This window comes from Mesobacillus maritimus, assembly GCF_023715205.1.
GTDB classification, from domain to species: domain Bacteria; phylum Bacillota; class Bacilli; order Bacillales; family Cytobacillaceae; genus Mesobacillus_B; species Mesobacillus_B maritimus_C.
The window spans coordinates 191,580-204,284 of record NZ_JAMBNR010000008.1 but is presented as its reverse complement, the minus strand read 5'-3'; the positions used below and the strand labels follow the sequence as shown (position 1 = coordinate 204,284).

The following is a 12,705-nucleotide window of genomic DNA, read 5'->3' as shown; positions in this document are numbered from 1 at the left end:
GATGGAAACTGCATATCGTTGGGCTTAGGGAGAAAGCTAAGATAACAACTATATGGCAGGCTTAGTTCTTACAAGGAGTGGTCTATTTTGGTAACTTATCACGATATTGTTTCTGCTCATGAAAAAATGAAAGGAATTGTTCATCAAACACCATTGGATTATTCCAAAACATTTAGCAGTTATGCTGATAACGAGATTTATTTGAAGTTAGAAAACTTACAAAAAACAGGTTCCTTTAAGGTCAGAGGTGCCTTCAATAAAATGATGTCGTTGGATAAAGAAGAAATTAAATCAGGAGTGGTTGCAGCATCGGCCGGAAACCATGCACAAGGTGTTGCCTTTGCAAGCGATATGTTAGGGATTCCTTGTACAATTGTCATGCCTAAAGGTGCACCACTGAGCAAGGTACAAGCCACAAAGAGCTATGGAGCAAATGTTGAGTTAGAAGGTTCTGTTTTTGATGATGCCTTACAATATGCATTGGAGTTAAAAGAAAAAACAGCTGCAGCTTTTGTTCATGCTTTTGATGATGAAGCAATTATTGCTGGTCAAGGTACGGTGGGGTTAGAAATAATCGAGCAGCTTCCTGATGTAGATGCAATTGTTTGTCCAGTTGGTGGTGGTGGACTTATTGCAGGAATAGCTAGTGCAATAAAGGCAACGAAACCGAATGTCAAAATCTACGGGGTACAATCTTCTGCATGTACCAGTATGGAACAATCTTTAAAGGCAAAGAGACCGATTACAGTGGACTCCACGCCAACAATGGCCGATGGGATTGCGGTAAAAAGACCAGGGCAGCATCCATTCTCTATAGTTGAAAAGTATATTGACGGTATGGTTTCAGTCAATGAACAAGAAATTGCCAAAGCAATGTTAATGTTATTAGAGCGGAATAAACTCTTGGTTGAGGGGTCTGGTGCAGTTTCACTTGCTGCAATGTTATATCACAAGCTCCCGCTAAAAGGGAAAAAGGTTGTTTCGGTTATTAGCGGTGGAAATGTAGATGTTAGTTTTATATCGCGAATCATTGAAAGAGGAATGGTGGAAGCGGGACGATATGTCCAGTTCATTACAATATTAAATGATAAACCAGGTAACTTAGAGAAAGTCTTGCAAGTGGTAACCAGCCACCATGGAAATATCCTGGATATCTCTTTGGATCGCATCGGGGAAAGAATCCATCCAGGTTACGCACAACTAACATTGGCAATCGAAACAATAGACCGAGAGCATGTTGAGGAAATACTTGAAGCAATTAAATCAAATGGGTTTGTAATAGAATATGATTGATATTATAGCAGCTAAAATGTTTTTTTATGTCAGGTGCCAGGCACCTGACATTTTTTGGAGGAATTAATTAAGGGCTTGAATTAATTTTCATAGGCGTTTCCCCCGTTTTTGACGGCGCAGGTTGCCATTAACGTATGTTACTGAGATAGATTTATTGCCATACTATCTTCCATTGCCAGTTTCATATTATCTTTTACTATTAAAATGTTTAAGAAAATGTCCAGTTTGGACATTTTTTATTTATGGATTTGAATCTTCTAGGGACATAATAGGGGGAATTTTTCCCGAATTAAAAAACAACATACAAATTCATAAAGTGAAACTTCATTTAGTGGTTTTTTTCTTCATCCCACACTGAATGTTCGTCACGCGGGGACCCTTATGATAAGCTTCGTCATTTATTTTTAGTGAATTTAGGGTTCCTGGGGGTAGAATTTATTTCTTTTCTCGCCTGCTAGAAGAAGATAGTAGAGGTCTTTATCACTAGATCCCAGAAAAATGGATGGTGCCATCCATTTCTCTGGGATCTAATAGACGGTAGTGACTTTACTATGCTCACTACCCATTTTGTTCATTAGGACTGATTGTACTTCTCTCGGGTGGTTTCTGAGAAGTCAATTTTGATAATTTCTTCAGATTTATTGTCAAAAGTAATATCAATTAAGACACCGAATTCTTTTGTGTCTTCTTTTAACCATAATTTGAATTTCTCAATTGAGGTACTGGTTCCAGTTTCTCTTCCAATATGTTGGTAATCAACTATATCTGCCTGAGGGTATTTTTTTTTCGTTTCTTTCATCGCCACTTGACCCCATTTAGCGTATGGGGGGACTTGGGCATCAATCCCTGCTGCTAAAAATAAAACCTCCATCAGGAAAAGAATGAATATTGATTTCACAACTTTCATGGAAATTCACCTACTTTTTAGTGGATAGGTTCTACCAAAAGGAGCAAATTATCCGTCGTTTAATCTAATTTGATCTAGTTCAAATGTCTCAACTCTCTTTTTTAAGAGGAAATATACAAACATATGTTCTGTTTTGTGGTATAATAATGGCACAATAGACGAGAACAAGGGGGGAGGAGTTCCCTGAAAGGAAGGGGGTGTTGCGGTGACAGTATATGAGGCATTAATGTTTGCATGCGCTTTTACTAGCTTAATTTTAGCGGTATTGGCATTTAACCGAAAAAAATAACCCACCCTTTGCTTAAAAAATATGGTGAATGACTCACACATCTAGTTTTCTTTGATAAGGGGTGTGCTATTGTAACGACCATATGGTGGCAATGGCACACCAGTGGTCTTTTTAGGTAGGCACATTCCAACTTTGTTGAAGCATAAAGCTTTTACAATTATTAAAGACAACCTTATTCAAAAATTCCACCCTTAATTTAAGTATTAACTTTCCAAAAGTATAGATCGTTATCGTTATCCAGATTTAATAGAACAATTTATAGAGTTAAATTTTTTCCGTTTTTTGTTCAAAACAAAAACCGTAATATTATTGGTCTTAAAGCACATTAAAATAGGGGAATCTTCTAGAAATTCAATATAAATAAAGGATTTTGTTATTAATAGTCGAAAAAGAAATGGAACATGATGGAAAGGTGGGGGGGAGAATTTTGACTCAGTCAATTTTTAAGGGGATGGAAGGTGTTTTTATTCCTGTAAAAAATCCTGCAAAATCTGCAGAATGGTATGAAGAAAAGCTGGGCTTTTTACTTTTATATCAAGAAGCGGAAGCAGCAGTAATGAAAATTTCCGAGAGTTCGCAAACTGTTGTATGTTTAGTACGGACAGACAATCATCAACCGATGTGCTTTCCTGATAATCAATTTGGTGTTGGAAAATATTATAACTTTATACCCCAAGATTTTGAAGAAACTTATAGAGCTTTAGTGGAAAAAGATGTGACAGTTGGTCCTGTTGGAGGAGAAGGTGAGATGAAATATTTCACTTTTTATGACCTTGATGGTAATCCACTAGGGGTATGTAATTAATCTATTTGTAGTTAGTAAGCAAATTTCAACAAGTATCTCGTGTCAGAGTGAGTTAATGTGGCACTGTTTTCGTGTTGATATTTTACACCGACCGTGGCTTCTTCACCAAGGCGTAGCGGAAATTCAAGCGAATAAGTTGGTCTCCGCACTAGGAATACGTGTTTAATGGGAATAGTATGCAATATGCAATGAAAAGAGATGTTGAATTCTGGCCATTAGTAGCAGCTAAATAGGAAGGGGTATAAATAATAACCATAACGTCGAAGGAGGGAAAACATATGGATTTCAAAGAAATCAAAACAGACTATATGATAAGGACGAATAAAGGTGTTCCCATGTTTTATGGTGGTATTCTAATTTGGTTAATCCTTGGATTCTTGAGTTTTGTATTGCCAGAAGAAATTAATGCGTATATTTATTTGGCTTCTACTGGAGTTTTCTTTCCAGTTGGTATTTTTGTTTCTAAATTATTGGGGATTGATTTTTTTTCGAAAGACAACCCACTTTCCACTTTAGGTGGATTACTGGGTGCCTTACAATTATTATTTGCTCCCTTGCTCATAGCGGTGGGCTTTGAGCATTATGAATGGGTGCCATTTGTTGTAGGAGTATTAACAGGTGCTCATTTCCTACCATTTATGTGGTTATATGAGAGTAGAGCGATGTTATTCCAAACAATCGCTACTGTTTTAGTATCCACAATAGTAGGTTTAGTATTTATCGAAATGGCTTTAACACTTGTTCCTTTAGCGTTAAGCATTGTTTATTTTATCACCGCCATGTTAATTAGAAGAGAGGTAGCCGCATTAAAAGTACAAATTGATTCAACTGTTTCAATTTAATTTATTATGAAGATTCTTGGGAATTTGACCCGTTTTCATGGGAGACAACAGTTATATAAATTACATTTATTCCTGTATTTTTGAGGGTTCAAGTGCCTTTTCCTGACAAAGGATCTCCTAATTTATTCCGTCTGTTAGACGATTTCCTTATTCTGAATCTAATTTACATAATATAATTATGTTTCGATTGTTCATATGATTAATTTAATATGAAAGGAGAGGTAGAATGAACACATCTTTCATATTTTAAATAACTTTTTTAGTATCGAACAAGATTGTGATTGGTGGGGATTCGCTAATACCATTGTTGCTTGTTTGGGACGCTAGCTTTCATCATTAGCTATTCTATAATGAAAATAATGAAAAATGAAAAAAACTTAAAGGTTCATGAAGAATGTATGGCCATTCCATCTTTTGATTATTTTCTAAATTGGTAGTTAGGATAGTGAAAAAAGACTATACAAAATAGCAATAGCAGAAAATTGGGGGCACTACATGGGAATGTCAGATTATTATAAAAACATCCGCGAAAAAGTGGGCAATGAATTGATTTTTATGCCAAGTGTGGCTGGAATTGTTCGAAACGACCGGGATGAAATTTTATTTCAAAAGAAAGGGAATGGAGAGGGCTGGAGCCTTCCTGCAGGAGCGATTGAACCTGGTGAGACACCAGCTGAGGCTTTAGTTCGTGAAGTTCTGGAAGAAACAGGGTTAGTTGTTACTCCAACCAAGTTAGCAGGTGTATTTGGGGGAAGAAATTATCGATATACCTATCCCAATGGTCACAAAGTAGAATACAATGTTTTTTTATTTGAGTGTGAAGTTCAAAGCGGAAATTTAAATCCTATAGATTTAGAAACTGTGGAACTGCATTATTTTAAAGCGGAAAATATGCCTAAACTTGCACTGCCCTACCCTGAACAGTTATTTATTAAAAATAATGAGAATGCGTCTTATTTTGATGGGCAATTTTTTAGAAGTGAAAAAAATAATCGTAATGAATGAGCAAGGAGAATAAAATGGAACAAGAACAGTTAAAAATTTTCGATGAAAACCGAAATGTAATCGGAGTAGCAACACGGAAAGAAGTACATAAAGTGGGCCATTGGCACGAGGTATTTCATTGCTGGTTAGTAAGGAAAGATGGAGAAAAAGTCTATTTATATTTACAGTTACGGAGTGAGACGAAAAAAGATTATCCTAGTCTTTATGATATAACCGCAGCTGGTCATTTGTTAGCAGATGAATCAGTACAAGATGGAGTACGAGAGCTAAAAGAAGAGCTTGGTGTGGAGGTTTCTTTCGATGAATTAGTTTCATTAGGAATCATTGATTATTGTGTAAAGAAGGACGATTTCATTGACAAAGAAATTGCCAATATCTTCTTACTTCAAACGGATTTTGCTATCGAAGACTTTATATTGCAAAAAGAAGAAGTTGCTGGAATGGTAAAAGTTGAGTTCACTGACTTTATGGACTTGTGGTTAGGCAAATTATCAACAATAACCGTTAGTGGTTACAGAATCGACAGTGTGGGAGTTTGCTCTAAAATCCAAGAGCGAGTAGGAAAAGATCGATTTGTTCCCCATCAAACACACTTTTATCTTAATGTATTGGAAAAAATAAATACAGTGATTGAGAAAAGCAATAATGATTTGAACTACTAGGATGCATATTGTTGCCTTATTGAAAGTAGATAGAGACCGTGACGGCATTTTAGCCATCAAAATGTTAACGGAGATGTATAGAGGTACAAATACGATAGCCTTCCTTTCCAACAGGAACCCGTATGACAATACATCATATAGTAATTAGTCTAGTTTAATGGCAGTAGAAAAATTTTGATTCTTAGATAGGTGGAGATTACATGGTTAAAGCACTCCTTCATATAGAAGGATTATTTGTATTAATCTTGAGTCTTACTGTTTATGCTAATCAGGAATTTAGCTGGTTCCTATTTATAGTCTTATTGTTTTTACCTGACCTTTCAATGGTTGGTTACCTTTTCAGTAACAAAGTAGGTGCCTTTCTATATAATACCTTTCACACTTATAGTCTAGCAATTATCGTGTTGATCTTAGGGAGCATGTTACAAAATGAAACGATAATTGCGGTGGGGTTCATTCTTACTGCTCATATCGGAATGGATCGAATGTTGGGATATGGTCTCAAATACCCAACGGATTTTAAAGATACTCATTTGAATCGTATTTGATGTAGGAATTCACATAGTCTTTTAAAATATAATAATTTACGACTGTATCATGGTGTAGAGAGCTGGATTAGGGGATTGTTACTAGAGGAACTCAGGCAAGTATCCACGGATACACGCAAACAGAAAAACGACTTCGAGGTTCGAGTCGTTTTTCTATTTGTGAGTTTTCACTTTTTTCTTTTATTCATTTCCTCTGTCACAACAAATGCGAGGTCATCATTTCCAAATAGAGATAGCACACCAAGCAAAGTTTGGTCAGGAACTTCACCTGCTTCTTCTTTTGGGACGGTTAGCTGTATTGCTTCTTTGAGGGCAGGATTTTTGGCTTGATCGGGATAAGCTTTTAAATAGATTTCTTCTGGATCTAAATCGTGATTTACGCACCATTGCGCAAAAACAAGAATCATCATTTTTTCTTCACGTTGAAAGTTTTCAATAATCTTTTCTTGTAAATCCTTTTCGTACATAGCGAATTCTCCTTACTATAAGCAATCTATTCAAATTATACTCGGAAAAGGTTAATTTGAAAAAAGATTCTTTTGTTTATTTTTAGTAGGAACAGAAGATAATGAATACAGGATGTTATTAAAATTGAGAGGAGCTGTTCATAATGGGAAAAATTGAAATCGGTGAAGTTTTTACAATCAGTGATGAAAACAATGATGAACAAGAAGTTGAAGTTCTTGCGAGCATGACATTCGAAGATGTGGAATATGTGGCAGTAAGTTTTGTGGAAGATTTAAAACAAAAAAGTGATGAAGACATTGATGTCTTTTTTCTAAAGGTTGATACAGAAGGTGATTTTGCTGCAATTGAGAGTGATGATGAGTTTGAAAAAGTATCTTCGAAGTTTGATGAAATGATGGATGAAGAAGATGCGGCGGAAGAAAATTGAGAGCTTTGAATGCTCTCTTTTTTTATCCGCCATCGTTATTTCTTTGATGCAATATTTAAAAAGGCATTATTTTTCCCTTAAAATACGAAAGCCGTTATCAATTTTTTCAAAACCGATGCGAGGATAATAATCCATGGCTATTGGTGATGACAGCAATAATAACGTAACCTCATTGGTAAGTTTACTTTGCAACAATCGAACCAATTTTTTACCGATTCCCCGCTTCTGGTAAGCTTGATCGACTGCTAAGTCAGACAAATAGCAGCAATAGCTAAAATCAGTAATAGCTCTAGCCACTCCAACAAGCTTATTTTTCTCCCAAGCAGTAATTAATAGATCTCCATTTTCAAGCATCCGTTGTAAGCGTGGTAAGTCTTCAATTGGTCGACGAATCCCAGATTTTTCAAAAAGGATTGAAATTTGTTCGGCAGTAATCATCTCATTTACTTTATAAGTAATCTCACTTAACTCTTGCATTTTAGCTCCCCCTTATTATTGATAATTGAATTATAAAAAAACTCTGGCATCATTAAAAGGGTCAGATATAATATATTTAACCATGCCAGATAATGAAGGAGTAAGTTGAATGTTTGAAATCCCAATCGTTATTGATCAAGACGGTAATAACCCAATATATCTACAAGTGTATGAGGCTATTAAACTTGAAATCCAAGCAGGAAGGATGCCTCCGGGTACTAAGTTGCCATCAAAAAGAAAGCTTGCTCAGCATTTACAGATTAGCCAAACAACGGTAGAAACAGCGTATGAGCAATTAATGGCGGAAGGATATGTCGATAGTTTTCCAAGGAAAGGGATTTTTGTTAAAGAACTAAATAGCGATTTATTCTCAGTTACTAATAAAATTCCATTTAGGGAAAACGATACTGTACAACCCCAAAAGGAGAAAGTTCAGTACGATTTTAGTCATGGAGGGATTGCTTTAGAAGCATTTCCATATTCCATATGGAGAAAGCTAAGTGTTCAAAGCTTATATGAAGAGGAGAGTTCCTTATTTCTAAATGGTGAGCGCAATGGTGAAGCGGGGCTTAGAGAAGAATTGGCTTCTTATTTATACCAATCTAGAGGAGTGATTTGTACACCAAATCAAATCGTTCTTGGTGGAGGTACTCAATTTTTAATAGGTTTGTTGACGATGATGATTGGAAAAGATGCAATCTATTCAATGGAAGAACCAGGATTTCATCGAACTAGGCAGGTTTTTAAAGACCAAGGAGTGAAACTAATACCCATCCTGCTTGATCAAGATGGAATGGATATTAAAAAGTTATCCGAGAGCAAAGCAAAAGTAACCTATGTGACACCTTCTCATCAATTTCCAATTGGAATGGTCATGCCAATTAAGAGAAGGATGGAACTTATTCATTGGGCAGTTGAGAACAATGGCTTTATTATTGAAGACGACTATGATGGTGAATTTCGCTACAAAGGGAAACCCATTCCGTCTTTACAAGGATTGGATTCAAATGGAAAGGTTATCTATTTAGGAACTTTTTCGAAATCATTGATACCGTCAATAAGGATTAGCTATATGGTTCTGCCAGTTTCTTTATTAGAGGTTTATCACCGACATTTTACAATTTATAAGCAAACGGTTTCCCGAATTCACCAACATACCCTTTGGCATTTCATGAAAAACGGGCATTGGGAAAGGCACTTAAACAGAATGAGAACAGTTTATCGTAAAAAGCAGGAAGTGCTAGTATTGATGATTAAAAAGTTGCTGGGAAAACGAGTTAGTATGATCGGGGAGGAAGCGGGGTTACATGTCTTATTAAGGGTAAACAATCAAATGACTGAAACAGAACTAATTGAACGAGCAGCTAAGTTTGGGGTTAAGGTTTACCCTACTTCAATTTATTATGAAGAACAAAAGGCTGAAAAGGAGACGGTCATTTTGCTAGGTTTCGGTGGATTATCCGAAGCGGAGATTCAAGAAGGAATTCGATTGTTAGCGAAAGCTTGGTTTGATGATTAAAGGTAGTTGTGCTCGAAATAGGTTCAATTTTTCAGATAGATGTTTCTATTTATTCAGAAACTACTACCATCTATAGTAAAATATTCCTACTTTCTTTAGTGAAAACGACGAATATGACAAATCTACAGGTAAATTGTCATAATTCCTTATGAGTTGTAATCTTTCTCATAGAATAACAAGAAAATGTAACTGAATCGTTCTGTAACTATAGGACGAACCCGTGATAGAGTAACAACATACAAAAAAATAGGAGGTAGTACACATGAGAGCAATGTTCAAAAAAAAGTTTTTAATAGCTTGTGTGGCTACATTCACTTTGATCGGGTTAGAGAATGTTACAGTCGAGGCGGTTAGTGCTGATTCGATTGTGAAAGAGAATAGTAATAAAGAACTTGATAACCAAGTTGATATACAGGAAGACATTACAATTCTTGAAGAGTGGATGAGCCAAAATGAAAACTCTGAGGAACCGAAAGTTGTCGAAATGCAATCTTCTAGGGCAGAGACAGAGGTTTCTAGTAAAAAAACGGTACCAGAGGTTGAAAAGGATATTGAACCAAGACTGAATTTATCTAATGGAGAACGAGATTTACTGAATCGATTAGTAGAGGCAGAAGCAAAAGGGGAATCTTACGAGGGGAAAGTGGCTGTTGCGACCGTGGTCATAAATCGAGTAAAATCTTCACAATTTCCAGACACAGTTTCTGGCGTGATTAATGAGGTTGTAGGAAGTGCATATGCATTTTCTCCCGTTCAGAATGGTGAAATCAATAAACCAGCATCAGAAGAAGCAAAGCAAGCTGTAGAGGAAGCTTTAACAAGTGAAGACGTTTTAAATGGGTCGATTTATTTTTATAATCCTGACATTGCAACCGACGAATGGATTCGGACAAGAGAAATTGTAGCAACGATTGGGAATCATGTTTTTGCAATTTAGGATGTGATTAATAACGACTTTTTCGATTCGATGAATGGCTAGGAAAAATCAAAGATAGTGCAGGTACCTAACGTTAGGTAACCTGTTTTTTTTAGGTTGATTTATCTGTATTTTCTATAAATTAAATAGTTTTTATGATAAAATATCAGTCAATCTTTTATTAGAAGACTGGGAATGCAGTCAGTTTATGGGGAGGTTTATTTTAAGATGGCATATGAAAAAGGTTGTCCATTTTGTAACCCAAAAATAGATGAAGAACAGAACATTAGATTTGAAAATGTGTCATGTTATTTCTTACAACACAATAAGGAACAAGGGATTTTGGAAGGATCTGGGGTTATTGTTCCGAAAAAACACCATGCTAATGCTTTTGAATTAACACAAGAAGAATGGGTGGATACTTATGATTTACTACAAAAAGCGAAAGTGTACCTGGATGAAAATTTTCAACCAGATGGGTATACGCTTGGCTGGAATGTTGGAGAAGTATCAAATCAAACGATTTTACATAGTCATTTTCACGTAATTCCGAGATATAATGATGAGCCATTAGCTGGAAAAGGGATTCGCTATTGGTTGAAACAACAAGAAAATAAACGTGAAAAGTTGCGAAAATAACGCTGGTGGGTGGTATTAATTGGAAGGTGGCAGGCACCATCCAATTTTCTGGGAGGTGAAAGAGTGTTAAAGGTTATAAAGTTTATTATGGCTTGTGTTGTGGTTGTTTTGGGGATTTATAGTTTAATGACCAATAACAATTTTTTGTTACCATATATGATGTGGATTCTTGGAGTGTTTATCTTTATCAGTGGGATTATAGAGCTACAAGAAGGACGAAACACAATGGGGTATTTTAACTTTGCAGCAGCCGGGTTTATTTTGATTGTCTCATTGGTTTACTAAATTCTTCTGTAGTAATAGTTTGTTAAAAAGCCATTCTATTCTTGTAATAAAATCGTCAAAAGTAGATCACAACAAGACTCTAGCGTGTATTTCTATCTGAATTCACGCTTTTTCCGATGTATTGAGAAAAAACAAACTATAAAGGGCTTAGCTAACTATCGTATTCCTATTATTTACTCATATAATAATGATAGAGGGAGGCGGGGGAAAGTTGCTTAGTAATATGGATATCCAGTATAAAAATGATATTTTAGAGACTATTATTGATAGTGCGTATGAATGGATTGTGGTCGTTGATACGTACGGTGAAATTGTCTATATGAATAAGAATTATTGTCAGTTCCTTGAGATTGATCGAAATGATGCGATTGGCAAGCATGTAACTGAAGTCATTGAGAATTCACGTATGCATATAGTTGCTACTTCTGGAAAAGAAGAGATTGCTGATTTGCAGTATATTAAAGGAAATTACATGATTGCCAACCGGATACCAATTTTCTCGGAAGGGAAATTAATAGGTGCTTTAGGAACCGTTATTTTTCGAGATACGAAAGAATGGAATAAAATGAATTCTCATATTAAAAGTTTGATGCCTAAATTACAGACATACCTTCAAGATTGGGATGAAAACAGTGGAGCAAAATATACGCTACAAGACATAAAATCAGTTTCACAACCAATTACCGACTTAAAAGAGAAGGTAAAGAATATTGCTTCAGGAGATATTTCTGTCTTAATTCGCGGCGAGAGTGGGACTGGAAAAGAGCTTTTTGCTCACAGCATCCATCAGTTGAGCGCCCGAAGTCATCAACCGTTTATTAAGGTCAATTGCGGAGCGATTCCTGAGCATTTACTGGAATCGGAGTTATTTGGCTACGAAGAAGGGGCATTTACTGGAGCCAAAAAGGGTGGAAAGAAAGGGAAGTTTTTGCTTGCACATGGGGGGACGATTTTTCTAGATGAGATTGGAGACATGCCTTTAAACATGCAGGTTAAGCTTTTGCGTGTGTTACAAGAAAAGGAAGTTGAACCAGTGGGATCAGTCAAACCGCTTGCCGTAAATGTTCGGGTAATTGCAGCCACCAACCGCCCATTAGAAAAAATGATTGAAGAAAAGCGTTTCCGCGAAGACCTTTTTTATCGAATTAATGTAATTACCCTTAAAATTCCTCCATTACGAGACCGACCAGAGGATATTATCCATCTAACCGACTATTTTTTAGATAAAATTTCAATGCGTGCTGGTAAACGGATTACAATGATTGACGAGGAAGTACGAAACGTATTTTATCAGTACAACTGGCCTGGCAATTTACGCGAGTTAGAAAATGTGATTGAAGCGGCTGTCCATTTAGCAGAAGGAGACCGGATTACTCTTAGGGCGTTGCCAGATTCGCTTACTGGTGATCCGAAAATTTTAATAGGACAACTTTCATTAAAAGAAATTCTTGAAGAAACGGAGAAGCGTATTATCGTAACAACGTTGGAACAGGTAAATCAAGATAAACAAAAAGCAGCGAAAGCACTTGGAATTAGCAAGTCCAGTATGTATGAAAAAATAAAAAAGTACGCGCTAGAATAAAGTGTAACTTCATTCAGTAGGGGTTTTCTCCTTTTCACACT

The 12,705-nt window shown here is 36.1% G+C and carries 15 protein-coding genes; 12 read left to right on the top strand and 3 right to left on the bottom strand.

What is annotated here, in order from left to right; genetic code table 11:
- The first annotated feature begins 87 nt into the window (after nucleotides 1-87).
- A complete protein-coding gene (gene ilvA / locus M3182_RS13450; RefSeq protein ID WP_251427083.1) occupies nucleotides 88-1,293 on the top strand; it encodes a threonine ammonia-lyase in 1,206 nt (401 codons plus the stop codon).
- Nucleotides 1,294-1,867: 574 nt separating this feature from the next.
- Here the strand turns inward: ilvA and M3182_RS13445 are convergent.
- Nucleotides 1,868-2,200: a YqzG/YhdC family protein gene (locus M3182_RS13445; protein WP_251427085.1), complete on the bottom strand. Its 333-nt coding sequence runs from the start codon at nucleotides 2,198-2,200 to the stop codon at nucleotides 1,868-1,870.
- 740 nt (nucleotides 2,201-2,940) lie between these two features.
- Between M3182_RS13445 and M3182_RS13440 the strand changes: the two genes are divergently transcribed.
- From M3182_RS13440 to M3182_RS13420, 5 genes are all read left to right on the top strand, one after another.
- Nucleotides 2,941-3,294, top strand: coding sequence for a VOC family protein (locus tag M3182_RS13440; RefSeq protein WP_432806709.1), 354 nt, complete (start codon nucleotides 2,941-2,943; stop codon nucleotides 3,292-3,294).
- Between the two features lie 278 nt (nucleotides 3,295-3,572).
- The gene (locus tag M3182_RS13435; RefSeq protein ID WP_251558450.1) at nucleotides 3,573-4,136 is read left to right on the top strand and encodes a DUF7010 family protein; all 564 of its coding nucleotides are present in this window, start codon (nucleotides 3,573-3,575) and stop codon (nucleotides 4,134-4,136) included.
- Nucleotides 4,137-4,631: 495 nt separating this feature from the next.
- A complete protein-coding gene (locus M3182_RS13430) occupies nucleotides 4,632-5,141 on the top strand; it encodes an NUDIX hydrolase (RefSeq protein WP_251558447.1) in 510 nt (169 codons plus the stop codon).
- A gap of 14 nt (nucleotides 5,142-5,155) precedes the next feature.
- The gene (locus M3182_RS13425) at nucleotides 5,156-5,803 is read left to right on the top strand and encodes an NUDIX hydrolase (RefSeq protein WP_251558445.1); all 648 of its coding nucleotides are present in this window, start codon (nucleotides 5,156-5,158) and stop codon (nucleotides 5,801-5,803) included.
- Between the two features lie 200 nt (nucleotides 5,804-6,003).
- Complete coding sequence (locus tag M3182_RS13420) at nucleotides 6,004-6,351, top strand: DUF4260 domain-containing protein (RefSeq protein ID WP_251427100.1); 348 nt, start codon at nucleotides 6,004-6,006, stop codon at nucleotides 6,349-6,351.
- A gap of 167 nt (nucleotides 6,352-6,518) precedes the next feature.
- On the opposite strand, the gene yxiS is transcribed toward M3182_RS13420, so the two are convergent.
- On the bottom strand, nucleotides 6,519-6,818 hold the full coding sequence (gene yxiS, locus M3182_RS13415) for a protein YxiS (RefSeq protein WP_251427103.1): 300 nt from the start codon (nucleotides 6,816-6,818) through the stop codon (nucleotides 6,519-6,521).
- Between the two features lie 143 nt (nucleotides 6,819-6,961).
- Between yxiS and M3182_RS13410 the strand changes: the two genes are divergently transcribed.
- On the top strand, nucleotides 6,962-7,246 hold the full coding sequence (locus tag M3182_RS13410; protein ID WP_251427106.1) for a DUF1292 domain-containing protein: 285 nt from the start codon (nucleotides 6,962-6,964) through the stop codon (nucleotides 7,244-7,246).
- A 66-nt stretch (nucleotides 7,247-7,312) separates the two neighbouring features.
- Here the strand turns inward: M3182_RS13410 and M3182_RS13405 are convergent, their stop codons facing one another.
- Nucleotides 7,313-7,723: a GNAT family N-acetyltransferase gene (locus M3182_RS13405; protein ID WP_251427109.1), complete on the bottom strand. Its 411-nt coding sequence runs from the start codon at nucleotides 7,721-7,723 to the stop codon at nucleotides 7,313-7,315.
- A gap of 109 nt (nucleotides 7,724-7,832) precedes the next feature.
- Between M3182_RS13405 and pdxR the strand changes: the two genes are divergently transcribed.
- From pdxR to M3182_RS13380, 5 genes are all read left to right on the top strand, one after another.
- Nucleotides 7,833-9,242: a MocR-like pyridoxine biosynthesis transcription factor PdxR gene (gene pdxR / locus M3182_RS13400; protein ID WP_251558443.1), complete on the top strand. Its 1,410-nt coding sequence runs from the start codon at nucleotides 7,833-7,835 to the stop codon at nucleotides 9,240-9,242.
- Nucleotides 9,243-9,504: 262 nt separating this feature from the next.
- On the top strand, nucleotides 9,505-10,179 hold the full coding sequence (locus tag M3182_RS13395; protein ID WP_251427115.1) for a cell wall hydrolase: 675 nt from the start codon (nucleotides 9,505-9,507) through the stop codon (nucleotides 10,177-10,179).
- Between the two features lie 207 nt (nucleotides 10,180-10,386).
- Nucleotides 10,387-10,797, top strand: a complete 411-nt coding sequence (locus M3182_RS13390) for an HIT family protein (protein ID WP_251427118.1) — start codon at nucleotides 10,387-10,389, stop codon at nucleotides 10,795-10,797.
- A gap of 63 nt (nucleotides 10,798-10,860) precedes the next feature.
- Complete coding sequence (locus tag M3182_RS26400) at nucleotides 10,861-11,082, top strand: DUF3953 domain-containing protein (RefSeq protein WP_251427121.1); 222 nt, start codon at nucleotides 10,861-10,863, stop codon at nucleotides 11,080-11,082.
- A gap of 223 nt (nucleotides 11,083-11,305) precedes the next feature.
- Complete coding sequence (locus M3182_RS13380; RefSeq protein ID WP_251427662.1) at nucleotides 11,306-12,664, top strand: sigma-54 interaction domain-containing protein; 1,359 nt, start codon at nucleotides 11,306-11,308, stop codon at nucleotides 12,662-12,664.
- The last annotated feature ends 41 nt before the right edge of the window (nucleotides 12,665-12,705 follow it).